The organism is Paenibacillus pasadenensis, assembly GCF_002864175.1.
Lineage (GTDB): Bacteria > Bacillota > Bacilli > Paenibacillales > Paenibacillaceae > Paenibacillus_O > Paenibacillus_O pasadenensis.
The window spans coordinates 1,327,641-1,353,511 of sequence record NZ_NFEZ01000003.1; the positions used below are offsets into that span (position 1 = coordinate 1,327,641).

Annotated in this window: 20 protein-coding genes and 1 riboswitch; all 20 genes read right to left on the minus strand. The window is 66.7% G+C overall.

Annotated elements, in window-relative coordinates; translation table 11 throughout:
* Positions 1-24: 24 nt before the first annotated feature.
* The 20 genes from B8V81_RS09445 to B8V81_RS09535 all read right to left on the minus strand — a co-directional run bounded on the left by B8V81_RS09445 (position 25) and on the right by B8V81_RS09535 (position 25,682).
* Complete coding sequence (locus B8V81_RS09445) at positions 25-1,527, minus strand: FG-GAP repeat domain-containing protein (RefSeq protein ID WP_028598691.1); 1,503 nt, start codon at positions 1,525-1,527, stop codon at positions 25-27.
* Positions 1,528-1,618: 91 nt separating this feature from the next.
* Positions 1,619-2,620, minus strand: a complete 1,002-nt coding sequence (locus B8V81_RS09450) for a polysaccharide deacetylase family protein (RefSeq protein WP_052333168.1) — start codon at positions 2,618-2,620, stop codon at positions 1,619-1,621.
* 365 nt (positions 2,621-2,985) lie between these two features.
* Positions 2,986-4,392, minus strand: coding sequence for an ABC transporter substrate-binding protein (locus B8V81_RS09455; RefSeq protein ID WP_028598690.1), 1,407 nt, complete (start codon positions 4,390-4,392; stop codon positions 2,986-2,988).
* 385 nt (positions 4,393-4,777) lie between these two features.
* On the minus strand, positions 4,778-5,671 hold the full coding sequence (locus B8V81_RS09460; RefSeq protein ID WP_084137126.1) for a carbohydrate ABC transporter permease: 894 nt from the start codon (positions 5,669-5,671) through the stop codon (positions 4,778-4,780).
* Complete coding sequence (locus B8V81_RS09465; RefSeq protein ID WP_307719993.1) at positions 5,668-6,957, minus strand: carbohydrate ABC transporter permease; 1,290 nt, start codon at positions 6,955-6,957, stop codon at positions 5,668-5,670. The genes B8V81_RS09460 and B8V81_RS09465 overlap by 4 nt, the downstream gene beginning before the upstream one ends.
* A gap of 273 nt (positions 6,958-7,230) precedes the next feature.
* Positions 7,231-7,671: a hypothetical protein gene (locus tag B8V81_RS24760; RefSeq protein WP_146000471.1), complete on the minus strand. Its 441-nt coding sequence runs from the start codon at positions 7,669-7,671 to the stop codon at positions 7,231-7,233.
* A gap of 310 nt (positions 7,672-7,981) precedes the next feature.
* Complete coding sequence (gene purD, locus B8V81_RS09470; RefSeq protein WP_028598687.1) at positions 7,982-9,262, minus strand: phosphoribosylamine--glycine ligase; 1,281 nt, start codon at positions 9,260-9,262, stop codon at positions 7,982-7,984.
* 221 nt (positions 9,263-9,483) lie between these two features.
* Entirely contained in the window at positions 9,484-11,031 is a 1,548-nt protein-coding gene (gene purH, locus B8V81_RS09475; protein ID WP_101808211.1) for a bifunctional phosphoribosylaminoimidazolecarboxamide formyltransferase/IMP cyclohydrolase, read from the minus strand.
* A 36-nt stretch (positions 11,032-11,067) separates the two neighbouring features.
* Positions 11,068-11,763 (minus strand): phosphoribosylglycinamide formyltransferase, encoded by a 696-nt coding sequence (gene purN / locus B8V81_RS09480; protein ID WP_101808212.1) that lies wholly within the window; start codon positions 11,761-11,763, stop codon positions 11,068-11,070.
* Positions 11,763-12,806: a phosphoribosylformylglycinamidine cyclo-ligase gene (gene purM, locus B8V81_RS09485; RefSeq protein WP_028598685.1), complete on the minus strand. Its 1,044-nt coding sequence runs from the start codon at positions 12,804-12,806 to the stop codon at positions 11,763-11,765. The genes purN and purM overlap by 1 nt, the downstream gene beginning before the upstream one ends.
* A 29-nt stretch (positions 12,807-12,835) precedes the next feature.
* Positions 12,836-14,461: an amidophosphoribosyltransferase gene (purF, locus tag B8V81_RS09490; protein WP_244912735.1), complete on the minus strand. Its 1,626-nt coding sequence runs from the start codon at positions 14,459-14,461 to the stop codon at positions 12,836-12,838.
* Positions 14,446-16,695, minus strand: a complete 2,250-nt coding sequence (gene purL / locus B8V81_RS09495; RefSeq protein ID WP_101808213.1) for a phosphoribosylformylglycinamidine synthase subunit PurL — start codon at positions 16,693-16,695, stop codon at positions 14,446-14,448. Before purL ends, purF begins: the two co-directional genes overlap by 16 nt.
* Positions 16,673-17,368 (minus strand): phosphoribosylformylglycinamidine synthase subunit PurQ, encoded by a 696-nt coding sequence (gene purQ / locus B8V81_RS09500; RefSeq protein ID WP_028598682.1) that lies wholly within the window; start codon positions 17,366-17,368, stop codon positions 16,673-16,675. Before purQ ends, purL begins: the two co-directional genes overlap by 23 nt.
* Positions 17,369-17,372: 4 nt before the next feature.
* Positions 17,373-17,615, minus strand: coding sequence for a phosphoribosylformylglycinamidine synthase subunit PurS (gene purS, locus B8V81_RS09505; protein ID WP_028598681.1), 243 nt, complete (start codon positions 17,613-17,615; stop codon positions 17,373-17,375).
* Between the two features lie 968 nt (positions 17,616-18,583).
* Positions 18,584-19,483: a phosphoribosylaminoimidazolesuccinocarboxamide synthase gene (locus B8V81_RS09515; RefSeq protein WP_101808215.1), complete on the minus strand. Its 900-nt coding sequence runs from the start codon at positions 19,481-19,483 to the stop codon at positions 18,584-18,586.
* A 123-nt stretch (positions 19,484-19,606) separates the two neighbouring features.
* Positions 19,607-20,902: an adenylosuccinate lyase gene (gene purB / locus B8V81_RS09520; protein ID WP_028598679.1), complete on the minus strand. Its 1,296-nt coding sequence runs from the start codon at positions 20,900-20,902 to the stop codon at positions 19,607-19,609.
* A 36-nt stretch (positions 20,903-20,938) separates the two neighbouring features.
* Complete coding sequence (purK, locus tag B8V81_RS09525) at positions 20,939-22,123, minus strand: 5-(carboxyamino)imidazole ribonucleotide synthase (RefSeq protein WP_028598678.1); 1,185 nt, start codon at positions 22,121-22,123, stop codon at positions 20,939-20,941.
* Positions 22,124-22,167: 44 nt separating this feature from the next.
* The gene (gene purE / locus B8V81_RS25760; RefSeq protein ID WP_028598677.1) at positions 22,168-22,656 is read right to left on the minus strand and encodes a 5-(carboxyamino)imidazole ribonucleotide mutase; all 489 of its coding nucleotides are present in this window, start codon (positions 22,654-22,656) and stop codon (positions 22,168-22,170) included.
* A 187-nt stretch (positions 22,657-22,843) separates the two neighbouring features.
* A riboswitch (purine riboswitch) is annotated at positions 22,844-22,943 on the minus strand.
* 488 nt (positions 22,944-23,431) lie between these two features.
* Entirely contained in the window at positions 23,432-24,001 is a 570-nt protein-coding gene (locus tag B8V81_RS09530; protein ID WP_028598676.1) for a nitroreductase family protein, read from the minus strand.
* A 292-nt stretch (positions 24,002-24,293) separates the two neighbouring features.
* A complete protein-coding gene (locus tag B8V81_RS09535) occupies positions 24,294-25,682 on the minus strand; it encodes an NCS2 family permease (RefSeq protein WP_028598673.1) in 1,389 nt (462 codons plus the stop codon).
* Between the last annotated feature and the right edge of the window lie 189 nt (positions 25,683-25,871).

Consider the following 25,871-nt stretch of genomic DNA (forward strand, 5'->3'; position numbering starts at 1 on the left):
ATCCCCCTTTCCGTTCCGTCGTCTTCAATCGGCCGGCTGCAGCCGCACCGACGAGGCGAGCTGCTCGCCCGTCAGCCTCATCGCGTCGTAGCGGTTGAGGTCGGTGTCCGACCATCCGTCCTCCGCCTTCGGCTTGGGCTCCTCGATCGCCGCATAGACATAGCCGCCCGCCGTGCGCAGATTCGCCGGCTTGCGTCCCTTCCCTTCCATGGCGGCGGACCAGCTCCCCCACTCCTTGATCGGGATGCCGTACAGCGTCCAGAGCGGCGCGATCGCCCCGCTCTTGGCGTTGTAGTAGTCGAGCTGAATGATCGCTTCCGGCTCCTCGACGGGTCGCGAAAGCGTGAACTGTCCTCTCCAGCGGGACGGGATCTGCACGGAGACGCCAGAGCTGAAGTCGTTGTATTCCAGCGTGACCGGCAGGAACATGTCCTTGCGGACGAAGCCCGGATCCTGGGGCCGCAGCCCGCTCCACTGGGTCCATTCGGTGTACGTGATCAGATCCGAATAAGGCGTGCCCTCGGGCTGGCCCGGCGCCTCCACCTGGCGGCTCCACTCGAGGATGCCGTCGCCGTTGATGTCGGTGTTGAGCACCGGGCTCATGTTGAAGCCGAGATTCGGCTCCTCGACCGGCGGATAAACCTGCTCCAGGCCGTCGTCGTACCATCCGGCCATGAGCGTCAGCGACGAATGCGCGCCCGCGCCCGCCTCGGCGATGACGCCGAACCGGTCCTTGGCGATGCGGCCGATCGCCAGCCGCTCGTACAGCGTCGCATCCGCCTCGAGCGGCAGCGTCGCGGCGCGGTCCAGTCTCCCGTTCGCGAACCGGTATACCTCCAGCATCGGCTCGTTCGGGCTGCCCGGCCGGCGCACGAGCACGAGCTCCTGGCGCCCGTCTCCGTCGACATCGCCCGTATCTCCGGCCTCATAGCCGAGCTCTGCGACCGGCTTCAGCAGCCTTCCTTCCTCCGATTCCTCGAAGAGAGGGTCCGAAGCCGAGTAGACCTGCACCTCGTACTGCTGCCAGGTCAGGCTGTTGCCGGGCTGCCTGACGAGCCAGCCCGCGATGATCTCCGGCCGCTTGTCCCCGTTCATGTCCACGAAGCTCAGCCACTCGAGGCTTGTCCCCATCGCGGAGCGGAGCACCGCCCATGTCTTCCATTCGCCGGCCTCCTGCCGGGCGATCAGGATGCGCGAGCTGCCGTATGCGTCGCTGTACGTCAGGACGGCCTCGGGCGAGCCGTCGCCGTCGAGGTCGATGGAGCGGATCGCCTCCGGCTGCCGCTCGCGCGTCGGCAGCGACAGCGAGCCGCCTGCAGGCAGCAGCTGCTTGAGGCTGGAGCTGGCGCCTCCGGCCTGGGGCGCCTCCATCGGCGGTCCCAGCAGATCGGCAGGCGCGGCCGTATAGCGGCAGCCGGAGAGCGCGAGCGCGCAGGCTCCGAGCAGCGCGAGCAGCCGCAGCGGCTTGCGGGCGCCGCTGCGGGGCGGACGGCTCGTTCGATTGATGCGATTGCAGCTGTTGCTCACGTTCGTTTCCGCCCCTCCTTTGCCTCCGTCGTCTGGATGATGCCGCCGTCCGGGCCGGCGCCGCTTCGAGGACCGCCTGCGGCGGCGCCGCTCAGCCGAGCTGGTCCGGCGTCACGAAGCGGTAGCCCGCGGTCTTGAGATCATGGATGATGAGCGGCAGCAGCTCCGCCGTATGCAGCTTGCTGCCGAAGGAATGCATGAGGATGATGCTGCCGGGCTTCGCGTGCTTGGCGACGTTCGCCCTCATCGTCTTGACCGACGTGCCCGCCCAGTCTCTCGTGTCCACGTTCCAGAGCACCTCCGTGCGGCCGCCCTCGCTCAGGATCGCTTTCAGCTCCGCGGACGTCGCGCCGTACGGCGGACGGAACATCGTCGGCGTGATGCCGACGGCTTTTTGAATAAGTGTATCATTATCCTTGATTTCTTGCAGGATCTTTGTCTTTCCTGTTTTTGAGAGGTCGGGATGATGCGTCGTATGGTTGCCGAGCGCGTGGCCTTCGTCCACGATGCGCTGCATGACCTCGGGGTATTTCTTCACTTGCGTGCCGACGACGAAAAAGGTCGCCTTGACCTTCTCTTTCCGGAGAATGTCGAGAATCTTGACCGTCGTGGCCGCATCCGGCCCGTCGTCGAACGTCAGGGCGACCGCCTTGGCCCCTTTCTCCAGCTTGGCCGTATGCGCGCGGCCGTCGTTCGGCTCGGCCAGCGGGCCGGCCTGCGCCTGGAGCGGCGGCTTCTCGTACGTGTCGCCGGTCACGGTGTGCGGCCGCTCGGACGGAGACGGATGCGGCGAAGCCGTCGGCGACGGATGCGGCGATTTGGGGCCGGACGAGGCCGACGGATGCGGCGAAGGCGAGGCTGTGGCCGGGATCGCCGTCGGCGCGCCGGCGCCGGGCTGCGTCGCGCCGGCGTCAGGTGAAGCCGATGGCGAGCTAGCGCCGGGCGAGGCCGAGGCGGACGGCTGGAAGCCGCCGGCTTCGACATGGTCGGCGCTGCCGCAGCCGCCGGCCGCCAGCGCGAGCGCGGTCAGCGCCGCGAGCGCAGCCGCCTGCGGCGCGCGTCGGCGGACAGCGGCGCCCGCCGGTTTTCGCAAATGCTTTCTACTTCTATCATTCGCAGCCTGGCTGCGTTTTGAGACGTTTTTCGACAAGAAAAGACAAATCGGGTTCATCTGAGGTGCTCCTAACTCTAGTAAGATAGCTTTATCGTACCGGACAAAAATCGTCAAGGAGTTACAATCCGGTAACACCTCAGACGGAGCGGGCGCCTGGTTAAGTTGCAGCGGAGCGAGCCCGTTTTTTGCCGATCCGCCAATCGAGGGGCGAAAACGGACTTGGAGCGGCTCGGCCGCAGCGCCTCCCCTGTTCGTTTCCGGCCAGGATGAAAAAAGCCCTGACGCGCCGGAATCATCCCGGCGGTCAGAGCCTTGTATCGAGCTGGCTGGTTCAAAAGCGTCCCTTACTTCGAGACGGTCTTGTTATAGACGGCGATCTTGTCCGTGATCTGCTTGGCGGCGTCGTCCAGCGCGGCCTTGACGTCCTTCTTGCCGGTGAACGCTTCCTCGATCGCGGCCTCGACGAGCTGGCGCGCCTCCGGGAACACGCCCATGACCGCGCCTTGGCTCGCCGTGCTCGGCTTGGAGGCGTGCAGCTGGTCGACGGCGGTCTGGAACTGCGGGTACTTGACGAGGTTGTCTTTGACGACCTGCTCGTCGTACGCCTTGGTCGTGATCGGGAAGTAGCCGGTGTTGATGTGCCACTGGGCCTGCGTCGCCGGCTCAGCCAGGTACTTGATGAATTCCCATGCGGCCTGCTGCTCCTCGGCCGGCTTGTTGTTCAGCACCCACAGGCTCGCGCCGCCGACGACGACTCCGCCCTCGGCATCGGCGGATGGCCGCGGCAGGAACGCCGTGCCGACCTCGAACTTGCCTGCCGCGCCGTCGACGATGCCGCGCAGGCCCGCCGTGGAATCCAGCGTCATCGCCACTTGGCCGGCGAGGAACGCCTTTTTCGTGTCGTCGGTCTTGCGGCCGAGGTTGAGCGCGGTCTTGGCGTCGACGAGCCCTTTCCACCACTCCAGCGTCTGCACCGCCGCCTCCTGGTTCACGAGCGACTCGGTGGCGGCGCTGTCGCGGCCGTTGCCGTTGTTGACGAGCTCCTTGCCTTGGGCGGCGAGCAGCTGCTCCATGAACCAGCCGTAGATCGCGAACGAGGCGCCGGTCACGCCGTCCTTGGTGAGCGCCTTTGCGGCGTCGGCGACTTCCTGGTACGTGGCCGGCGGCTTTTCCGGATCGAGCCCGGCGGCCTTGAACAGATCCTTGTTGTAGTACAGGATCGGGTTGGACGTGTTGAAAGGCATCGAATACTGCTTGCCGCCGAACGTGTAGTACCCGCGGATGTTCGGCTCGAGCGAGCCGACGTCGTAGCCCTCGGCGTCGATGAACTGCTGCACCGGCGTCACCGCGCCGGAGTCGATCATGAAGCGGGAGCCGATCTCGTACACCTGGATGAGCGACGGGCCGGACTTGGAGTCCATCGACGCCTTCATCTTGTTGAGGCTCTCGTCGTACGTCCCCTGGAATACCGCCTCGACCTGCACGTCCGGATGGGTGGAGTTGAAGCCGCTGACGAGCGCGTCCGCGGCCTTGCCGAGCTCGCCGCTCATCGAGTGCCACCAAACGACCTTCACCGGCGCCTTCGACGCTTCTCCTCCGGCCGGAGACGAGGACGGCGAGGCCGTCGTGCTCGGTTCGGACGAAGCCGCGCCGCTGTTGTTCGTGTCCGGATTGCCCGCGCAGGCGGACAGTGGCAGGATCAGCATCGCCGCCGCGGCCGGCAGCGCCCATTTCCAATTGCGGATGACCATGTGTGCAATCTCTCCCTTTTTCGTTGAAATGATCGGATGGCAGATGACGCTATGGCAAGCCCCGAGGGGCGGACGCCTGCAAAAGGTTCCACGCTCGCACAGCGCGGTTCGCGGGGCTGCGCAAGGCAGGCCCCGGCATCGACGACGGCCTTCAGCCATGTCGGAGACGGCCGCAGGTCAGGGCAGACGGCCCGCAGGTCAGGGCAGACGGCCGCAGGACAGGGCAGACGGCCCGCAGGACAGGGCAGACGGCCGCAGGACAGGGCAGACGGCCCGCAGGACAGGGCAGACGGCCGCAGGACAGGGCAGACGGCCCGCAGGACAGGGCAGACGGCCGCAGGCCGCATCGGCCCCGGCTGCGCCGCCTAGGCAAGCCCATGGCCGCTCAGCCCTTCACCGCTCCGGCGGTGATGCCGCGCACGAGCGGCCGCAGGCCGAGCGCGAGCAGCACCAGCGACGGCACGAGCACGAGCGCGACGCCGCACAGCACGAGGTTCCAGCTCGTCATCTCCTCGAACTGCAGCATCGCGATGCCGATCTGCACCGTGCGCATCGCGTCGCTGCTCGTCACGAGCAGCGGCCACAGGTACATGTTCCAGCCGTTCAGGAACACGTACACGCCGAGCGAGGCGGCGGCCGGACCGGAGAGCGGCAGCACGACGGACAGGAAGTGGCGCACATGGCCGCAGCCGTCGATGCGCGCCGCCTCGAACAGCTCCCGCGGCAGCTGCAGGAAGAACTGCCGCAGCAGGAACACGCCGAACGCCGACGCCGCGAACGGGACGATCAGGCCCGGGAACGTGTCGAGCCAGCCCCAGCTTTTGACCGTGAGGTAGTTGGGGATGATCGTCACCTCCCACGGAATCATCATCGTGCTGATGAACAGCGCGAACCAGAAGCGGCTGCCGGCGAAGCGCACGTAGACGAACGCGTACGCCGCGAGCGCCGCCGACAGCACCTGCAGCGCGGTGACCGCGCTGGCGAGCACGAAGCTGTTGGCGATGAAGCCGAAGATCGGCACCGTCTCGATCGCCTGGCGCAGGCTGGACGTGTCGAGCCCGGACGGCAGCAGCCGCGGCGGGTACATCGACGCCTCCGCCGGCGTCATGAAGATCTGCGCCAGCAGGTAGAGCAGCGGACCGACGGTCAGCAGCGCGAGCGCGGAGGTCAGAACGAAGCGCAGCGCGGAGCCGGCGCGGCGGCGGGAAGCGGCGGACGGCAAGGCGCTTGCGGCGGCTCGGGCTGCCGGCTTGACGGGAGAAGGAGACGCGGCGCTCATTGGTAATGCACCTTCTTTCCGAGAACGAGGAACTGGAGGAGCGTCAGCAGCAGCATGATCGCGAACAGCACGATCGCCAGCGCGCTGCCCGTGCCGAACTGGTAGTTGACGAACGCTTCGCGGTAGATGGAGTAGACGAGCACGTCCGTAGAGCCCGCCGGTCCGCCCTTGGTCAGGATGTGGATCTGCCCGAACGATTGGAACGCGCTCATGACCGACACGACCGCGAGGAAAAAGAGCGTCGGCGACAGCAGCGGCAGCTTGACCGACACGAACGTGCGCCAGCCGGAAGCCCCGTCGATGCGGGCGCTGTCCAGCACGTCGCCGTCCAGCCCCTGGATCGCCGCCAGCAGCAGCACGAACGGGAAGCCCGAGTTCATCCACACGGTCATGAGCGAGACGGAGCCGAGCGCGCTGCCGGGATCGGTCAGCCACTGCACGGGGCCGAGGCCGAGCTGCAGCAGCAGCCAGTTGAGCATGCCGAGCGACGGGTGGTAGAGGATCATCCAGATGATGGAGGCCGTGCTGACGGACATCGCCAGCGGCAGCGAGAACAGGAAGCGCAGCGCGCTCCTCCCCCGCCCCGCCGAGTGGACGAGGCTGGCGCAGAGCAGGCCGAGCGCGAGGCCGGCCGGTACGGTCAGCAGCGTGAACTTGAGCGTGACGAGCAGGCTGTTCCAGAACGCGGACGATTGCAGCATGCCGGTATAGTTGTCCCAGCCCGCATAGGCGGCGACGCGGCCGCGCGGGTCGGTGAGCTGGAAGCTGAGATAGACGGAGCGGATCATCGGATAGAAAAGAAACACGGCGAACACGGCGAGCGACGGCGCGAGGAACGCATAGCCGAGCGCCTGCTCGCGCCAGCGGCGGAGCCGGGCGGAGCGCGCCGCGCCGCGCGGGCTGGCCGCGCTGGATGCCAGATGGCTGGATGCGCCGGACAGGGCGAGATGGGGCGCGCCGGACGCGGCGCGGTGCTCGGCAGCGGCGGCATCAGATGCGGCGCGGTGCTCGGCAGCGACGGCTTCGGGCGCGGCGTGGTGCTCGGCAGCGGTGGCGACGACTTCAGGCGCGGCGTCGGACGCGGCGTGGTGCTCGGCAGCGGTGGCATCAGTTGCGGCGCGGTGCTCGGCAGCGGCGGCTTCAGGCGCGGCGTGGTGCTCGGCAGCGGTGGCGACGGCTTCAGGCGCGGCGTGGTGCTCGGCAGCGGCGGCTTCAGATGCGGCGGGTGTCGCGCGAGGCTCGGTCCGGTGCTGCGGCCGGGATCGGTCAACAGGTGAGGTGCTCATGGAAGGTTGTCCACCGCCTTTGTCGAATAGTCGGCCTTGCGGGCCGGTTCGGGCTCGCTTCTCCTACGATAAGGAAGATTTGTTTTCCCTTTGTCAGGATATTATGAAGATAAAAAAATATGTCAGCGCTTTCATATAGGGATGAAACAATCCGCCAGCGTGTTCCCGCAGCATTATAGAAGCGGGGGAACACGCTCTCGCTAAACGAATCACCGGCTTCTTGGAAGCGCCTTGACGGATTCTCAGAAGAAAAAAAGCGTTCCTCCACCCGATTCAGGTAGAGGAACGCTTTTGGAGCCAGCTGTAGCCGGTAGTTGCCGATCCAAGGCAGAAATGGGCCTTGGTTCCGGCTCTCCGGGCCGATTGGGCCGATCCAAGGCAGAAATGGGCCTTGGTTTCGGCTCCCCGGGCCGATTGAGCCAATCCAAGGCAGAAATGTGCCTTGGTTCCGGCTCCCCGGGCCGATTGAGCCAATCCAAGGCAGAAATGTGCCTTGGTTTCGGCTCCCCGGGCCGATTGGGCCAATCCAAGGCAGAAATGTGCCTTGGTTTCGGCTTCCAGGGCCGATTGAGCCAATCCAAGGCAGAAATGTGCCTTGGTTCCGGCTTCCAGGGCCGATTGGGCCAATCCAAGGCAGAAATGTGCCTTGGTTTCGGCTTCCAGGGCCGATTGAGCCAATCCAAGGCAGAAATGTGCCTTGGTTCTGGCTTTCACTCCCGGAATCCAACTGCAGCACCCGCCCGCGCTTCTCCCATGCGAGAGCAGGCAGGCGCGACTGCCGACAACTGGCAGCGGACGGCAGCCAACACGGGTGTAGGGCAGCGAGATACAACTGGCAGCGGGCGGCAGACAACACGAGTGTCGGGCAGCGAGATACAGCTGGCAGCAGGCTACGGGCGGGAGCAAGCAGCGAGCTGGCTCGCCCGCTCGGCCGCCGGGCGGCTTACGCTGCTCTGCCGCGCGAGCCCTTCCGACCGCTGCCTGCTCGGCCGCCGGACGACTTGCGCCCGCGCGGTCGCCGGGCTTACGCCTGCCCGGCCGCCTTGAGCGCCTTCATGGCGATGTCGCTGCGGCGCTGCATGCCTTCGAACGAGATCCGGTCCGCCGCCTCGTACGCGCGCTCCCGCGCCTCGGCGATGTCGCGGCCGAGGCCGACGATGCCGAGCACGCGGCCGCCGCTCGTCACGATCTGGCCGTCCTTCTCCGCCGTGCCGGCGTGGAAGACGAGCGCGCCCGCCTCCTTGGCCGCCTCCAGCCCGGAGATCGGCCGGCCTTTCGGATAGGAGCCCGGGTAGCCCTCGCTCGCGGCGATGACGCAGACGGCGGCCTCGTCCTTCCACTTGATCTCGATGTCGGCCAGGCGGCCGTCCATCGCGGCGAGCACGATGTCGAGCAGATCCGTCTCGAGGCGCGGCAGCACGACCTGCGTCTCCGGATCGCCCATGCGGGCGTTGAACTCGACCGTCTTGACGCCGTCCGGCGTCAGCATGAGGCCGGCGAACAGCACGCCGCGGAAAGGCCGGCCCTCGGCGACCATCGCGCGCGCGGTCGGCTCGATGATGGTCGCGATGGCGTCGTTCACGAGCGCCTCGGACAGATGCGGCAACGGGGAGTACGTGCCCATGCCGCCGGTGTTCGGCCCTTTGTCCCCGTCGAAGATCGGCTTGTGGTCCTGCGCCGGCACCATCGCCCGCACCGTCTCGCCGTCGACGAAGGCGAGGATGCTCATCTCCTCGCCGGTCATGAACTCCTCGATGACGACCTGGCTGCCCGAAGCGCCGAACACGCCGCCGAGCATCATGCCGCGCAGCGCCTCCTCGGCTTCCTCCAGCGTCGCCGCGACGGTGACGCCCTTGCCCGCAGCGAGCCCGTCGGCCTTGACGACGATCGGCGCCTGCTGCGTCCGCAGGTAGGCGAGCGCCGCCTCGAAGTCGGTGAACGACTCGTAGCGGGCCGTCGGAATGTCGTATTTGCGGAGCAGGTCCTTCATGAAGATCTTGCTGCCCTCGATCTCCGCCGCCTTGCGGTCCGGGCCGAACGCCGGGATGCCCGCGTCCTGGAACGCGTCGACGATGCCCGCCGCCAGCGGGTCGTCCGGGCCGACGAAGACGAGGTCGATCTCGCGCTCCCGCGCCAGCTGCACGAGATCGTCGAAGCGGTCGACCGCGATCGGCACGCATTCGGCCAGCTCCGCGATGCCGGCGTTGCCGGGGGCGCAGAGCAGCTCGCTCACTTTCGGGCTTTTGGCCAGCGACCAGACGATCGCATGCTCGCGGCCTCCGCCGCCGATGACCAGAATACGCAATGGAAACTCCTCCTTGAAATGAAGTGGACTGGACTAGGCTCAAGCGCAAATCGTTCCCTCAGCCAAACGAAAAGGGCGCCGAAGCGCCCTTGCCGGCCTGGCCGCCTTAGTCGGCCAAGCTGCCTTAGCTGAACCTGGTCGGCCTGGCCGAGCCTGGCCGAGCTTTGCTTAGACTTGCCAAGCTTGCTTAGCCTGGCCGAGCCTGGCCGAGCCTTGCCGCCCTAATGCTTGAAGTGGCGCACGCCGGTGAACACCATCGCGATGCCGTGCTCGTTGGCCGCCCGGATCGACTCCTCGTCCTTGATCGAGCCGCCCGGCTGGATGATCGCGGTGATGCCGGCCTTGGCCGCGAGCTCGACCGTATCGCCCATCGGGAAAAACGCGTCCGAAGCGAGCGCCGCCCCCTTGGCCTGCTCTCCCGCCTGCTCGATGGCGATGCGGGCCGCGCCGACGCGGTTCATCTGGCCGGCGCCGACGCCGACGGTCATGTCGTCCTTGGCCAGCAGGATCGCGTTCGACTTCACATGCTTGACGACCTTCCAGCCGAACAGCAGCTGCTTCATCTCCTCGGCCGTCGGCTGGCGCTCGGTTACGACCTTCAGGTCGGCTTCGGAGATGCTGTGCACGTCGCTCTCCTGCACGACCATGCCGCCCTCGACGCTCGTCACGACCCAGTCGCTCTTGCGGCCGGCGGCCGCTGCGAGCTCGCCGGTGCGCAGCAGGCGGATGTTCTTCTTGCGGCTGAGGATGTCCAGCGCCTCCGGCGTGAAGTCCGGCGCGAGGATGATTTCCAGGAAAATCTCCGAAAGGAGCGTCGCCGTCTCCGCCCCGATCGTACGGTTGGCCGCGACGATGCCGCCGAAGATCGACGTCGGATCGGCCGCATAGGCTTTCTGGTACGCTTCATGGATGTCGGCGCCGACGCCGACTCCGCAAGGGTTCATATGCTTGACGGCGACGACGGCCGGCTCGCTGAACTCCTTGACGATGGCGAGCGCCGCGTTGGCGTCGTTGATGTTGTTGTAGCTGAGCTCCTTGCCGTGCAGCTGCTCGGCGGTCGTGACGTTGCCCGCCTCCGCCAGCGGACGGCGGTAGAAGGCGGCGCGCTGATGCGGGTTTTCGCCGTAGCGCAGATCCTGCACCTTTTCATACGTGACCGTGTAGCGCTCCGGCAGCGGGTCGCCGCCGAGCTTGGACAGATAGTCGCCGATGAGCGCGTCGTACGCGCCGGTGTGGCGGAACACCTTGGCCGCGAGGCGCTTGCGCGTGTCGAGCGTCGTGTCGCCGTCCTGCTTGATCTCGCTCAGCACGCCCTCGTAGTCGGCGGCGTCGACGACGACGGTGACGAACGCGTGGTTTTTGGCCGCGGAGCGCAGCATCGTCGGACCGCCGATGTCGATGTTCTCGATCGCGTCCTCGTACGTCACGTCGGGCTTGGCGATCGTCGCCGCGAACGGGTACAGGTTGACGACGACGAGGTCGATGTAGTCGAGGCCCAGCTCGCGGATCGCGCGCTGATGCTCCTCGTTGTCGCGCACGGCGAGCAGCCCGCTGTGCACGGCCGGATGCAGCGTCTTGACGCGGCCGTCCATGATTTCCGGGAAGCCCGTCACCTCGGAGATGCCGATGACCGGGATGCCTTCCTTCTCGAGCAGGCCGTGCGTGCCTCCCGTGGAGATGATCTGCACGCCGGCGTCCGCCAGCTCCCTCGCGAATGCAACGATGCCCGTCTTGTCCGATACGCTGATTAGCGCCCTGCGAATAGCCACGTTGTCCCCTCCTGTATGAAAATGGATCGATGAATGCTACTTGTCCGCCGAATCGTCGTCCGCTCCGGCTCCTGCGCCGGCGGAGACGAGCGCGCGGCGGCCGTCAAGCGAGATCCGCCCCTCGGCGAAGCCGCGCACCGCCCACGGGTAGAGCGCGTTCTCCGCGGCGTGGATGCGCTCGGCGAGCGAGGCCTCGCTCTCGCCCTCGCCGATCTCCAGCGCCCGCTGCGCGATGATCGGCCCGCTGTCGAGGCCGCCGTCGACGAAATGGATCGTGACGCCGGTCACCTTGACGCCATAGTTCAGCGCCTGCCGGATCGCATGCATGCCGGGGAATGCCGGCAGCAGCGACGGGTGGATGTTGATCATCCGCCCGGCGTAGGCGTCGACGAGCACCGGCGTCAGGATGCGCATGTAGCCCGCCAGCACGACGAGGCCGACGCCCCGCCGCTGCAGCTCGGCGAGGATCTCGCCTTCGTAGGCCTCGCGCGAGGCGTACGCCGACGAGTCGAACACCCAGGCGTCGATGCCGGCGCGGCGCGCCCGCTCCACGACAGGCGCCGACGCGCGGTCGCAGACGAGAAGCTCGATGGAGCCTCCGAGCTTCCCGTCCGCCGCCGCGTCCGCCAGCGCCTGGAAGTTGCTGCCCTGGCCGGAGGCGAAGACGGCCACGCGCAGCTGCCCGCCCGTCCGGTCTCCGTCCCCTAGATCGAAGCGCAGCTGCTCGGCCATCAGACGTCCGCCCCCGTGAAGGTGACGATGCGGCTGCCCTCGGTGACGGCGCCGATGCGGTACGCCGCCTCGCCGAGCTCCGCGAGCGCGGCAAGCGCCGCTTCCGCCTCGTCCGCCGGCACGACGACGACGAGGCCGATGCCCATGTTGAACGTCGTGAACATGTCGCGGTTCGTGATCGAGCCTGTCTCCTGCAGCAGCTTGAAGATCGGCTGGATCGGCCAGCTGCCGCAGTCCACCTCGACGTTCACGCCCTCCGGCAGCACGCGCGGGATGTTCTCGATGAAGCCGCCGCCGGTGATGTGGGCCATGCCCTTCACCTGCACCTTGCCGATCAGCTCCAGCGCCGGCTTGACGTAGATGCGCGTCGGCTCCAGCAGCACGTCGCCGAGGCGCTTGCCGCCGAGCTCCGCCAGCTCGTCCTGCAGGCCGTAGCCGGCCTGCTCCAGAAGCAGGCGCCGCACGAGCGAGTAGCCGTTGCTGTGGATGCCGCTCGACGCCAGGCCGATGACCGCGTCGCCGGGAGCGATCGCGCTGCCGTCGATCATCTTGGCGCGGTCGACGACGCCGACCGTGAAGCCGCCGATGTCGTATTCCTCCGGCGTGTACATGCCCGGCATCTCGGCCGTCTCGCCGCCGATCAGGGCGCAGCCCGCCTGCACGCAGCCTTCGGCGATGCCGGCCACGATCTGCTCGATCTTCTCCGGCTCGACCTTGCCCGTCGCCAGGTAGTCGAGGAAGAACAGCGGCTCCGCGCCCTGCACGATGATGTCGTTGACGCACATCGCGACGGCGTCGATGCCGATCGTGTCATGCTTGTCCATGGCAAAGGCGAGCATGAGCTTCGTGCCGACGCCGTCCGTGCCCGAAACAAGCACCGGCTCCTCGTACTTGTTCTTGTCCAGGCTGAACAGGCCGCCGAAGCCGCCCAGCCCGCCGAGCACCTCCGGACGGATCGTCCTCTTCACATGCTTCTTCATGCGCTCGACCGCTTCGTTGCCCGCCGCGATGTCGACGCCGGCTTGCTTGTATGCCTCTGCCATTCACCTGTCACTCCCTACAATTTGATCTTCTAGCAGCTGCAGCTCTTGTCCGAGCTTTCGTCGACCGGGGTCGGGTAGTCGTTGTTGAAGCAGGCGAGGCACAGGCCGCCGCCCTTGCTGTCGCCCGGCACCGAAGCGGACTCGACGAGTCCCTCGGCGCTCAGGAAGTAGAGCGAGTCGGCGTTGATCGCCTCGCGGATCTCCTCGACCGTCTTGGACGAGGCGATCAGCTCGCGCCGGTCCGGCGTGTCGATGCCGTAGTAGCAAGGGTTGGCGAACGGCGGCGAGCTGATGCGCACATGCACCTCGGCCGCGCCGGCCTCGCGCAGCATGTTGACGATGCGCAGGCTCGTCGTGCCGCGCACGATCGAGTCGTCGATCATGACGACGCGCTTGCCCTGCACGATCTTGCGTACGGCCGACAGCTTCATCTTGACGCCTTTCTCGCGCAGCTCCTGGGAAGGCTGGATGAACGTGCGGCCGGAGTACTTGTTCTTGATGAGCCCCATCTCGTACGGGATGCCCGTCTGCTCGGCGTAGCCGATGGCCGCGCTGATGCTGGAGTCCGGCACGCCGACGACGATGTCCGCGTCCACGAACGCCTCGACCGCGAGGCGGCGTCCCATCTGCTTGCGGGCCGTGTGGATGTTGACCTCGTTGATGTCGCTGTCCGGCCGGGCGAAGTAGATGTACTCCATCGCGCAGCTGGCGCGGCGCTCCTCCTCGTCGAAGCGCTCCTCGCGCAGGCCGTCCGCGTCGAGGATGAGCAGCTCGCCGGGCTGCACGTCGCGCACGTACTCGGCCCCGATCGTCTCGAACGCGCAGGTCTCGGAGGCGAACACGTAGCCGTCGCCGAGCCGGCCCATGACGAGCGGGCGCAGGCCGTTCGTGTCGGAGGCGACGAGCAGCCGCTCGTTGGTCATGATGAGGAAGGCGAAGCCGCCGACGATGCGCCGCAGCGCGTCTCGGGCCGCGCTCACGAAGTCCTTGGGCGAGCGTGCGATCAGATGGGCGATGACCTCGGTGTCGCTCGTCGTCTGGAAGATCGAGCCCATGCTCTCCAACTCGCGGCGGATCGACGGCGCGTTGACGATGTTGCCGTTGGTCGCCACGGCCAGGTCGCCGTCGCGGTACTTGAACACGAGCGGCTGCGCGTTGCCGAGCTGGCTCGCCCCGGACGTCGAGTAGCGCACATGCCCGATCGCGCGGTCGCCCGGCAGCGAGGCGAGGATGTCGCTCGTGAACACTTCCTTGACGAGGCCCATGCCGCGGTGGTAGGCGAAGCCGCCGGTCGCGCTGTCCACCGTGCAGACGCCCGAGCTCTCCTCGCCGCGATGCTGCAGCGCGTGCAGGCCGTAGTACGCCAGCGACGAGGCGTCCGGCGTGCCGAACACGCCGAACACGCCGCATTCTTCCTTGAGCTTGTCGAAAATATCGTCGCGGCCGATGCCCGCGTTGTAGTGGGCGTCCTCCCAGGCGCGCGACACCGCGCGCAGCTCCTCGGAGCCGGGGCCGGCGAAGCGTCCCCCGGCGGCAAGCGCCGGAGGCGCCTCGCCGGAGGCCGCCGTGCCGTCCGCATGGAGGGCGGGGGCGCTGCCTGCGCCCTCGCCCCAGCGCGAGCCGGACTGGACCGCCAGCCTTACTTCATCCGGCATGGGATCGCTTCCTTCCACACGCTCCGCAGCTCCGACACCGCCGCGCGCACGCCCGGCCGGCCGTTCACCCGGATGTCCAGCTCCTCCCCGCCGACCGTGCCGAGCTCCGCATGCGGCACGCCGCGCTCCGCGAGCAGCGCCAGCAGCTCGCCCTTGCGCTCCGGCGATGCGCTCAGCAGGATGCGCGACTGCGACTCGCTGAACAGCGCGTGGTCGGCGCGCAGCTCCGTCGCGACGTCCACGCTCGCGCCGAGGCCGCGGCCGAAGCTCGCTTCCGCCAGCGCCGCCGCCAGGCCGCCCTCGGACAGGTCATGCGCCGAGGCGACGAGGCCGGCGCGGATCGCCGCCTGGACTGCGTCCAGCAGCGTCTTTTCGACCGCCAGGTCGAGCGCCGGGGGACGTCCCTCCGCCTTCCCGCCGCGCACCTGCTGCAGCTCGCTGCCGCCGAATTCGGCGCGCGTCTCGCCGAGCAGGATGATCGCGTCGCCGGCCTGCTTGAACTCCTGCGTCGTGATGTAGTCGATGTCGTCGATCAGGCCGACCATGCCGATGACCGGCGTCGGGTAGATCGCGCCTTTGGCGTTCTCGTTGTACAGGCTGACGTTGCCGCCGATGACCGGCGTCTCCAGCACGCGGCAAGCCTCGCTCATGCCGTCCGCCGCCTTTTCGAGCTGCCAGAACACCTCCGGCTTTTCCGGGCTGCCGAAGTTGAGGTTGTCCGTGATCGCCAGCGGCTGCGCGCCGGAGCAGACGATGTTGCGCGCCGCCTCGGCGACCGCGATCGCGCCGCCGACCTCGGGATCGAGGTAGACGTAGCGGCCGTTGCAGTCGGTCGTCATCGCCAGCGCCTTGCGCGTGCCCGGCACGAGCACGACGGCCGCGTCCGAGCCCGGAGGCACCGCGGTGCCCGTGCGCACCATGTAGTCGTATTGACGGTACACCCATTCCTTGCTCGCGACCGTCGGGGAGCCCAGCACGTCCTTGAGCGCGCCCGTCAGATCCGTGATCTCCTCGAAAGCGGCCGTGTCGATCGACGCGCTCGCCGCATAGGAGGCCGGCTCCTGCGAAGGCTTGCTGTACACCGGACACTCGTCCACGAGCGCCTTGACCGGCATGTCGGCGACCTGCTCGCCTTGGTGGAACAGGCGCAGGCGGCCGTCGTCGGTCACCTTGCCGACCTTGGCGCAGATGACGCCCCAGCGCTCGAAAATCTCGCGCGCCTGCGCCTCATGCTCCGGCGCGACGACGAACAGCATGCGCTCCTGCGACTCGGACAGCATCATCTCGTACGGCGTCATGCCTTCCTCGCGCTGCGGCACCTCGTCGAGGTACAGCTCGAGGCCGTTGCCGGCCTTGGAAGCCATCTCGGCGCTGGAGCAGGTGAGGCCCGCCGCGCCCATGTCCTGGATGCCGAGCACGATGCCGGAGTCGATCAGCTCGAGCGTCGATTCCATGACGAGCTTTTCCATGAACGGGTCGCCGACCTGCACCGCCGTGCGCTTCTCCTCGGACTCCTCGGACAGCTCGACCGACGCGAACGTCGCGCCGTGGATGCCGTCGCGGCCTGTCGCCGGACCGACGTAGAACACCGGGTTGCCGACGCCCTTGGCGACGCCGCGCTGGATCTTGTCATGGTCGATCAGGCCGACGCACATCGCGTTGACGAGCGGATTGCCTTCGTAGCTCTCGTCGAACATGACCTCGCCTGCGACCGTCGGGATGCCGATGCAGTTGCCGTAGCCGGCGATGCCGCCGACGACATGCTCGAACAGGTACTTCACGCGGTCGTTGTCCAGATTGCCGAAGCGCAGGCTGTTGAGCAGCGCGACCGGACGCGCTCCCATCGAGAAGATGTCGCGGATGATGCCGCCGACGCCCGTCGCCGCGCCCTGGTAAGGCTCGACCGCGGACGGGTGGTTATGCGACTCGATCTTGAACACGACGGCCTGGTTGTCGCCGATGTCGACGATGCCCGCGCCCTCGCCCGGTCCCATGAGCACCTTCGGGCCGGTGATCGGGAATTTCTTGAGGATCGGCTTGGAGTTCTTGTAGGAGCAGTGCTCCGACCACATGACGCTGAAGACGCCGATCTCGGTGTAGTTGGGCAGGCGGCCCATGAAGCCGCAGATGAGCTCGTACTCGTGGTCCGTCACGCCGAACTGCTGGTAGATCTTCTGCTCGGCGATCTGCTCCGCCGTCGGCTCCAACGCCTTAGCTGTTGACTGCTGCGTCATGCTGTTCCCTCCATGCGTTCAAAATCGATGTGAACATCCGCTTGCCGTCCTCGGAGCCGAGCAGCTGGCTGACCGCCCGCTCGGGATGCGGCATCATGCCGACGACGTTGCCGCGCTCGCTGCAGATGCCGGCGATGTCGTGGACCGAGCCGTTCGGGTTGCCGCCGCTGGCGTAGCGGAACACGATCTGGTTGTTTTTTTGCAGCCGCGCCAGCGTCTCGTCGTCGCAGTAGTAGTTGCCTTCGCCGTGGGCGATCGGGATCGAGATGACCTCGCCCTCGCGGTACTGGTTGGTGAACGGAGTGGCCGCGTTGACGACTTCGAGCGGCGATTGGTGGCAAAGGAACTTGAGGTCGCGGTTGCGCAGCAGCGCGCCCGGCAGCAGGCCGGCCTCGGTCAGGATCTGGAAGCCGTTGCAGATGCCCAGCACGTACTTGCCGGCCTCGGCGGCCTTGACGACCTCGGCCATGACCGGAGCGAAGCGGGCGATCGCGCCGCAGCGCAGGTAGTCGCCGTAGGAGAAGCCGCCCGGCACGAGGATCGCGTCGTAGGCGGAGAGGTCCGTGGCGGTGTGCCAGACGTAGTCGACGGACTGCCCGATCGTTTCTTCGACCGCCTTGTAGCAGTCGATGTCGCAGTTCGATCCGGGGAAAACGATGACGGCGAACTTCATCCGATCAGCCCTCCAGCTCGAAGCGGTAGTCTTCCACGACCGTGTTGGCCAGCAGCTTCTCGCACATGGCGCGCACGCGCTCCTCGGCCTCGGCGCGGTCCGTCGTGTCCAGGGTCAGCTCCAGGTACTTGCCGATGCGGACCTTGTCCACTTCCGCGAAGCCCATGCTGTGCAGGGCTCCCTGGACGGCCGTTCCTTGCGGGTCGAGCACGTTTTGCTTGATCGTCACGTATACGGTTGCTTTCATCGTGGCAACTCCTCTTGAGTGGATTGATTATCAAGGCGGTTGAAGATTCGTCGGGCTGAATGCTTGTCGGGTGAAGCTGCTTGCGGGCTGATGGGCGGGCGGCGGAACGATTGGGGCCGCCGGAGCTATCCGCTGCCGCCGCTCCGGGGACGGAACCTCTTTCCGATTCCGCTGAAGCCCAGATTCCTCGATCTCCCTTTCCGAAACGGAAGGAATCCGGCCTTCAAGGGAACCGCTGCCGCTTCTCCAAGAGGTTTCCGTCCCCTCCGCTCCCTGCGTAATGCTCACCAGCTCGATTTTTTCGACTTAACGCCTACCGGTCGCGCTCCTCGGAGCCGAGTTACTCGGTTTTTCCGCGTAACTCCGACTGTCGAACGCCTGCTGGTGCTGAGTTACTCGGTTTTTCCGCGCAACTCCGGCCGTCGAACGCCTGCTGGTGCTGAGTTACTCGGTTTTTCCGCGCAACTCCGACCGCAGACCGCCTGCTGGTGCCGAGTTACTCGGGTTTTCCGCGCATCTCCGATCGTCGACCGCCTGGTGGTGCCGAGTTACTCGGGTTTTCCGCGTAACTCCGACTGTCGAACGCCTGCTGGTGCTGAGTTACTCGGTTTTTCCGCGCAACTCCGACCGTCGAACGCCTGTTGGTGCCGAGTTACTCGGTTTTTCCGCGCAACTCCGACCGCAGACCGCCTGCTGGTGCCGAGTTACTCGGGTTTTCCGCGCAACTCCGACCGTCGAACGCCTGCTGGTGCCGAGTTGCTCAATTGGCGCGCTGCAACCCGATTTTTTCGGGCTGCAGCGCCTGCTTCTGGCCTCCGAGCATCTGCAACCGGACTTTTCCGGGTTGCAGCGCCTGCCTCAGGCCTCCGAGCATCTGCAACCGGACTTTTCCGGGTTGCAGCCTCTGCTTCGAGCCCCCGGGTGCATACAGCCCGATCAAATCCGGCTGCGGCTCCGCGGAATAGCGGTCAGCTCAGCTCCTCGCCGGTAATGGCGCGGTAGATGGCGCGGTAGCGGGCGGTCGTCGCGGCGACGACCGGCTCCGGCAGCGGGGCCGGCTTGCTGTCCTTGTCCCAGTCGGAGCCGAGCAGATACGTCCGCACCGGCTCTTTGTCCATGCTGTCGATCTCGGTATCGAGCTCGTACTTGTCCTGCGCCCAGAAGCGCGAGCTGTCGGGCGTGAAGATCTCGTCGATCAGGATGATCTCCCCGTCGACGAGCCCGAACTCGAACTTGCAGTCGGCCAGCAGAATGCCTTGCTCGAGGCAGCGCGCATGCGCGAACTCGTACAGCGTGAGGCTGCGGTCGCGCAGCTGGGCGGCGACGTCCGCTCCGACCAGCTCCTCCATCCGCGAGAACGGAATGTCCTCGTCGTGGCCGACGTCGTTTTTGGCCGCAGGCGTGAAGATCGGCCGCTCGAAGCGCTCGTTCTTGCGCAGGCCCGCCGGCAGCGGGATGCCGTTGATCTCGCCGGTCGCCGCGTACTGGCGCCAGCCGCCGCCGGTGATGTAGCCGCGCACGACGCATTCGATGTCGATCCGCTCCGCCTTGCGCGTCACCATGATGCGGTCCCGCAGCGCGTCCTTGTCGGAGACGAGCTCGCCCAGCCGCTCCACATCCGTATGGACGACATGGTTCGGCTGGATCGCGGCCGTCTGGTCGAACCAGTAGGCGCTCAGCCGGTTGAGCACGCTGCCCTTGTCCGGGACGGGCGGATCGAGCACGTAGTCGAACGCGCTGATGCGGTCGGTGACGACGATCAGGTAATGCTCGCCGAGATCGTAGAGCTCTCGGACCTTTCCTTTATAGAGCAGCGGCGCCTGGATGAGGCCTGCCGCCGTCGATAGCGCCTCCGTTGCTGCAGCCATGATGGTTCCTCCTGCCAATGCGAGATGGATGAAGCGAAAACGATGGGTCGCTTGAGCGAGCCTGCAGCCGTCCGAGCGGACGATCCCTAGCGAGCGAACGGTGCCCGCCGCCGCAAAAGCCCCCTAGATCAGCTCCAGCCGGCGGAAGATCGTGTCGACATGCTTGAGATGCCAGCTCGGGTTGAACGCGTCGTCGATCTCCTGCGCGCTCAGCGCGGCCGTGATCTCCGGCGTCTCCGCGATGATGTCGCGGAACTGGCGCTGCTCCTCCCAAGCCTGCATCGCGCGCGGCTGCACGGTGTCGTACGCCTGCTCGCGGCTGAAGCCCTTGTCGATCAGCATCGTCATGACGCGGCCGGAGAACGGCACGCCGAACGTGCGGCCCATGTTGCGCTTCATGTTGTCCGGGAACACCTGCAGGTTCTTGATGATGTTGCCGAGGCGGTTGAGCATGTAGTTGAGCAGCATCGTCGCGTCCGGCAGGATGACGCGCTCCACGGAGGAGTGGCTGATGTCGCGCTCATGCCAGAGCGGCACGTTCTCGTAGGCGCTGATCATGTGGCCGCGGATGACGCGCGCCAGGCCGGAGATGTTCTCGCAGCCGATCGGGTTGCGCTTGTGCGGCATCGCCGACGAGCCCTTCTGGCCCTTGGCGAACGGCTCCTCGACCTCGCGGAACTCGCTCTTCTGCAGCGCGCGGATCTCGGTGGCGAACTTGTCCAGCGAGGTGGCGATCAGCGCCAGCGTCGCCATGTACTCGGCGTGGCGGTCGCGCTGCAGCGTCTGCGTGCTGATCGGCGCGGGCTTCGTGCCGAGCTTGCGGCAGACGAACTCCTCGACGAACGGGTCGATGTTGGCGTACGTGCCGACCGCGCCGGAAATCTTGCCGTACTGGACGCCGTCCGCCGCATGGCGGAAGCGCTCCAGGTTGCGCTTCATCTCCTCGTGCCAGAGCGCCAGCTTGAGGCCGAACGTCGTCGGCTCCGCATGCACGCCATGCGTGCGGCCCATCATGACCGTATCCTTGTAGGCGACCGCCTGGCCGCGCAGGATCTCGATGAAATTCACGACGTCGCGCTCGAGGATCTCGTTGGCCTGGCGCAGCAGATAGCCCGTCGCCGTGTCGACGACGTCGGTCGACGTGAGGCCGTAATGCACCCACTTGCGCTCCGGTCCGAGCGTCTCGGACACCGCGCGCGTGAAGGCGATGACGTCATGGCGGGTCTCCAGCTCGATCTCGCTGATCCGGTCGATGTCGAAGCCGGCCTTCTCGCGCAGCGCGGCGACGTCCTCCCGCGGAATGACGCCGAGCTCGGCCCACGCCTCGCAGGCGCAGAGCTCCACCTCCAGCCACGCCTTGAATTTGTTCTCTTCCGTCCAGATCGCCCGCATCTCGGGCCTGCTGTAACGCTCCAGCATGTTGTCTTCCACACCCTTGTCTATAAATTGAACTGCCTAGGATCCGATCGCTTCGTTCTCCGCCTGCCAGATGCCGGTTCCCTGAATCCAAGCGAGCGCGGCGTCCGCATCCGGCGCCAGCACGTTCACATGGCCCATCTTGCGGCCCGGCTTGGCCTCGGCCTTGCCGTACAGATGCAGCTTGGGCGCGACGCCGAGGCGCTCCGCCTCGCTGTCGCGGACGCTCAGCCGGGCGATCGCCGGCTCGACATGCTGGCCGAGCAGGTTGGCCATGACGACCGGGCTCAGCAGCGACGGATCGCCGAGCGGCAGCCCGCAGACGGCGCGCACATGCTGCTCGAACTGCGAGGTGCGGCAGGCTTCCATCGTATAGTGGCCGCTGTTGTGCGGGCGCGGCGCCAGCTCGTTGACGTACAGCTCGCCGTCATCCGTCAGGAACAGCTCGACCGCGACGAGGCCGACCGCGCCCAGCTGCTCCACGATGCGCAGCGCGAGCCGCTCCGCCTCCGCCAGCACGTCCGGCGCGACCCGCGCCGGCACAATCGACAAGTGGAGGATGTTGTCCACGTGGACGTTCTCCGCGGGCGGGAACGCCCGCACCTCGCCGAGCGAGCTGCGCGCCGCGACGACGGACAGCTCCTTGGCGAAGCGGATGAACTGCTCCAGCACGAGATCCGTGCCCGCCCGCGACAGCTCGGCATAGGCGGCGGGAATCTCCTCCTCGCTGCGGATGACCCACTGGCCCTTGCCGTCGTAGCCGCCGGTCGCCGTCTTGAGCACGGCCGGCAGCCCGAGCCGGGCTGCCGCCTCGCGCAGCTCGTCCTCGCTGCGGATCTCCGCATAGGGAGCGACGCGCGCGCCCGCCGCCTCGACGGCGCGCTTCTCGCGCAGGCGATGCTGCGTCGTGTAGAGCAGCTCGCTGCCCTGCGGCACATAGGATTGCTCCATCAGCATCGCGGCGACGCCGGCGTCGACATTCTCGAACTCATAGGTGATGACGTCGCAGCGCTCCGCCAGCTCCCGCGCCGCCTCGCGGTCGTCGTACGCGGCGCGGATGCCGCCGCCGACCTGCGCGGCCGGGCCGTCCTCGGTGGGATCGAGGGCGATAAAGCGATAGCCCATCGCGCTGCCGGCGAGCGCCAGCATGCGGCCGAGCTGCCCGCCGCCGAGCACGCCTACGGTCGCGCCGGGCAAGACGACGCGGGCCTGCTCCGGCGTCACCGCCGCTCCGCCGGGACCGAGCGCCGCGTCCTTGCCGGGCGCGCTCACAGCAGCTCCTCCCCGCTCGCGAGCACCCGCTCGCGCGTCGCATCCCGCCGCGCCTGGACGCGCGCCTGCACGGCCGGGTCGAAGGCGCCGAGCATCTGCGCCGCCAGCAGGCCGGCGTTGGTGCCGCCGGCCGCGCCGATCGCCACCGTGGCGACCGGAATCCCGGCCGGCATCTGCACGATCGACAGCAGCGAGTCCATCCCGCTCAGCGCGGACGACTTGACGGGTACGCCAATGACCGGAAGAGGCGTCTTGGACGCGACCATTCCGGGCAGATGAGCCGCTCCGCCGGCTCCCGCGATAATGACCTTGAGCCCGCGCTCCGCGGCGCTCTCGGCGTAGTCGAACATCAGGTCCGGCGTCCGGTGGGCGGACACGACCCGCTTCTCGTAGGCGATGCCGAGCTCGTCCAGCACCTCGCATGCAAGCTTCATCGTTTCCCAATCCGACTTGCTGCCCATGATGACGCCTACGCTTGCACCCATCTCTTCATCCCGCCTTCGCGCATTTATAGAGGTACAAAAAAATCCCGCGGAACGAAAGACGCTCCGCCCTCTCGTGAAGAGAGGGCCGGGAGGGCCGTCCAGCCTGCGGGATCGCAGAGCGGCGCGGCGGCCGGACGCCGAAACACGCGCGCCGGAAGGCGGCGCCGCTCTGCCCGAAGCGCCTATGCGGAGCCTCGGTTCTTCCCGTAGTCCGGCGATTCCGGTCGCCGGGTAGAAACGTTCGGGCCGATTCCCGAATATATACGAGGAGTATGCGATTATCGGGCAACCCGGACGCCGCGCGTCCCTGCTCGCCCTATTCCAAGATTCGACATCTGCGAGGCGAGCCAAACCCGGCTGCCCCGCTTTGCTTTCCTAGTGTACCAATCCGACTTGGCACTGTCAACTGCAGAAAGCGAACATTGCGAAGATAATATCCATCTATAGTTCGTCTTTCAACATTTCCGTCCTGAAGGCTGCTGCCGCTCTCAGAGGCCGCCTCCTGGCGCTTCGTTTCGACGGGACATGCCGCAGCGACACAAGCTTTTCCGCCTCCCGCAAGCTCTGGATGCCGCATGGCAGGAAGCGCTTTCGACGGAAGAGGGCAGGCCCGGGTCCGCCGAACCGGTCTAAAAAAGCCAACCTGCCGAATATGGCAGGTTGGCTTCCATCGCCTTAAAACCGAACATCTCCATTCAAGGGGATGTGATGTTAGCTGACACGAAAACGATCGTTCCGCACCGGCCCATGCTCCCCATCCGAACCATTTTGAACGTCAGGACATCCAGAACGTCTTGTCCTTGGCCGCGATGCGCCGCCCTTCCGGAACGTTCATGCCCGGATAGCCGAGGTAGATGAAGCCGACCAGCTCTTCTCCGTCCTTGAGCCCGAACGCCGACTTCATCGACGAATGATGCATCGGCTCGCCGCTGCGCCAGACGGCGCCGAGCCCTTCCTCATGCGCCGTCAGCAGCATGTTCTGCACGGCGCAATGGACGGCCGCGAGCTCCTCCGAGCGGATGACCCGGGGATTCGTCGAGGGCGAGCAGGCGACCGCGATGACGGCCGGGGCACGCATCGCCTTCGCTTCCTCTCGCGACAGGCGGACTTCCTTTTCCTCGGGATCCAGTCCAGCCAGCGAATCGAGCGCCGCATTGGCATAAGCGCTGCCCAGCACTCGCCGCCCCTCGCCCGTCATGACAAAAAACTTCCACGGCTCCGTATGGTGATGATTGGGGGCCCATACCGCCGATTCCAGAATGCGCTCGATCTTCTCCTTCTCAACCGGCAGATCCAGCACCTTGCCGATGCTTCTCCGCTGCCGGATCGCTTGCTGCAGCTCCATCCGCTTCCCCTCCTCTGCAAAGTCAGGTCCGGACCATCCTTGCATTCGGACATTGCTCCTTCTATTATAACGGGCCGGGCGATCCGTGGAAACCTTGGGCAAAGTTAATTATTCAGCAGTCAAACAACTATGGAGGACGCGCGGCATAGAGTTGAACGACGGCCACCTCAGCCAAAACAAAAAAGCCGCCTCCGCGCGCCGAATGGCGCGAGAGGCGGCTGCTGCATGCCGCAGGCTGGCGGTCCGCCGGCCTCCCCGCCTGGGCGGGACAGGACGGCGGACCCGAGCGGGATCAGCCCGCTCCGAGGTACAGGTAGCGGAGCACGATCAGCAAGGCGAGAATCCACATGAGCGGATGGATGTTGTATTTCTTGCCGGCTTTGCCGGTCAGGTTGGCCAGCAGCGCAAGCAGGACGTACGACACGATGCCGAAGCTGATGCCGTTGGCGATGTTGTACGTGAACGGCATCATGATGATGATGAAGAACGAAGGAACGGCGTAGACCATGTCCTGGAAGTCGATCTCCTTGACGGACTGCATCATGAGCAGGCCGACGAGGATGAGCGCCGCCGCCGTCGCGGAGCCCGGGATGAGCGCCACGAGCGGAGCGAGGAAGATCGACAGCAGGAAGCAGATGCCGGTCGTGACGGCCGTCAGGCCGGTGCGGCCGCCCTGGGCGATGCCGGAGGAGCTTTCGACGAAGGCCGTGACGGTGCTCGTGCCGAGCATCGCGCCGCCGCTGACGCCGACCGCATCGACGAACATCGCTTTGCCGACGCGCTTCTTGCCTTCCTCGGGATTTTTCATGAAGCCGGCGCGGTTGGCCGTGCCGACGAGCGTGCCGAACGTGTCGAACAGCTCGACGAACGTGAACGTGAGCACGACGGTGATGAGGCCGACCTGCATGACGCCGGCGAAGTCGAAGTGCCAGAAGTTGAGCTCGCCGAAGTCCGGCAGCCACGTCGGGTTCTCCGCCATCGTCGGCAGGTTGCCCGTGAGCCAGGCGACGAGCGTCGTGCCGAGGATGCCCCACAGGAACGCGGCCGGCACGCGCAGCACCATCAGCACGGCGATGAGCAGCAGGCCGAGGATCGTCAGGTAGACGGACGGGTTATGGATGTCGCCCATGTGGATGACCGTCTCGAAGCTGAGCAGGTTGGTGAAGGTGCCTTTTTCGACGTCGGTGACCGCGGTCTCCGCGGCGATCGTCATGATGCCGCTGTTCTTGAGGCCGACGACGGCGATGAACAGGCCGATGCCGACCGTGATCGCGTGCTTGAGGCTGTCCGGCACGGCGGTGATGAGCATCTGGCGGATCTGCGTCACCGTCAGGATGAGGAAGATGATCCCGGAGATGAAGACAGCGGTCAGGCCCATCGCCGGCGAGATCGGATTGCCCGTCCCCTGCGAGGCGATGATGGTGGCGGCGAAGTAGGCGTTGAGGCCCATGCCCGGCGCGAGCGCGACCGGGAAGTTGACGAACAGGCCCATCGCGATCGTGAAGATGCCTGCCGCCAGCGCAGTCGCGAGGAACACTGCGGTCCAGCTCAGGCCGGACGCCGAGAGGATGCTCGGGTTGACGGCCAGGATGTAGGCCATCGTCATGAACGTCGTGAGGCCGGCCATGATTTCGGTGCGGATGGTGGTGCCGTTTTCCTTGAGCTTGAAGAAGCGCTCCATGCTGCTTGTCCCCCCTGGACAGTTGGATTGGCTGGCGCCCGAGGCGCTCCCTTCGCGGGAGCGGCCTCGGGCCTTGCTTTCGGAAAAGCAAAAAGGAGAGCGCGCGGCAGCTGGCGGGCAGCTGCCGGAAGCGTCTCTCCCGGATCGTCCGGAGCGGAAATGGTCCCGGCTCCGCTCCCTGCCGCCCCG

What these genes read in the sequence shown, in the direction of transcription:
- B8V81_RS09455 (WP_028598690.1), bottom strand. Translation starts at nt 4,392, where the DNA reads ATGGTCATCCGCAATTGGAAATGGGCGCTGCCGGCCGCGGCGGCGATG.
- B8V81_RS09460 (WP_084137126.1), bottom strand. Translation starts at nt 5,671, where the DNA reads ATGAGCGCCGCGTCTCCTTCTCCCGTCAAGCCGGCAGCCCGAGCCGCC.
- B8V81_RS09465 (WP_307719993.1), bottom strand. Translation starts at nt 6,957, where the DNA reads ATGAGCACCTCACCTGTTGACCGATCCCGGCCGCAGCACCGGACCGAG.
- purN (WP_101808212.1), bottom strand. Translation starts at nt 11,763, where the DNA reads ATGGCCGAGCAGCTGCGCTTCGATCTAGGGGACGGAGACCGGACGGGC.
- purM (WP_028598685.1), bottom strand. Translation starts at nt 12,806, where the DNA reads ATGGCAGAGGCATACAAGCAAGCCGGCGTCGACATCGCGGCGGGCAAC.
- purF (WP_244912735.1), bottom strand. Translation starts at nt 14,461, where the DNA reads ATGCCGGATGAAGTAAGGCTGGCGGTCCAGTCCGGCTCGCGCTGGGGC.
- purL (WP_101808213.1), bottom strand. Translation starts at nt 16,695, where the DNA reads ATGACGCAGCAGTCAACAGCTAAGGCGTTGGAGCCGACGGCGGAGCAG.
- purQ (WP_028598682.1), bottom strand. Translation starts at nt 17,368, where the DNA reads ATGAAGTTCGCCGTCATCGTTTTCCCCGGATCGAACTGCGACATCGAC.
- purS (WP_028598681.1), bottom strand. Translation starts at nt 17,615, where the DNA reads ATGAAAGCAACCGTATACGTGACGATCAAGCAAAACGTGCTCGACCCG.
- B8V81_RS09515 (WP_101808215.1), bottom strand. Translation starts at nt 19,483, where the DNA reads ATGGCTGCAGCAACGGAGGCGCTATCGACGGCGGCAGGCCTCATCCAG.
- purB (WP_028598679.1), bottom strand. Translation starts at nt 20,902, where the DNA reads ATGCTGGAGCGTTACAGCAGGCCCGAGATGCGGGCGATCTGGACGGAA.
- purE (WP_028598677.1), bottom strand. Translation starts at nt 22,656, where the DNA reads ATGGGTGCAAGCGTAGGCGTCATCATGGGCAGCAAGTCGGATTGGGAA.
- B8V81_RS09530 (WP_028598676.1), bottom strand. Translation starts at nt 24,001, where the DNA reads ATGGAGCTGCAGCAAGCGATCCGGCAGCGGAGAAGCATCGGCAAGGTG.
- B8V81_RS09535 (WP_028598673.1), bottom strand. Translation starts at nt 25,682, where the DNA reads ATGGAGCGCTTCTTCAAGCTCAAGGAAAACGGCACCACCATCCGCACC.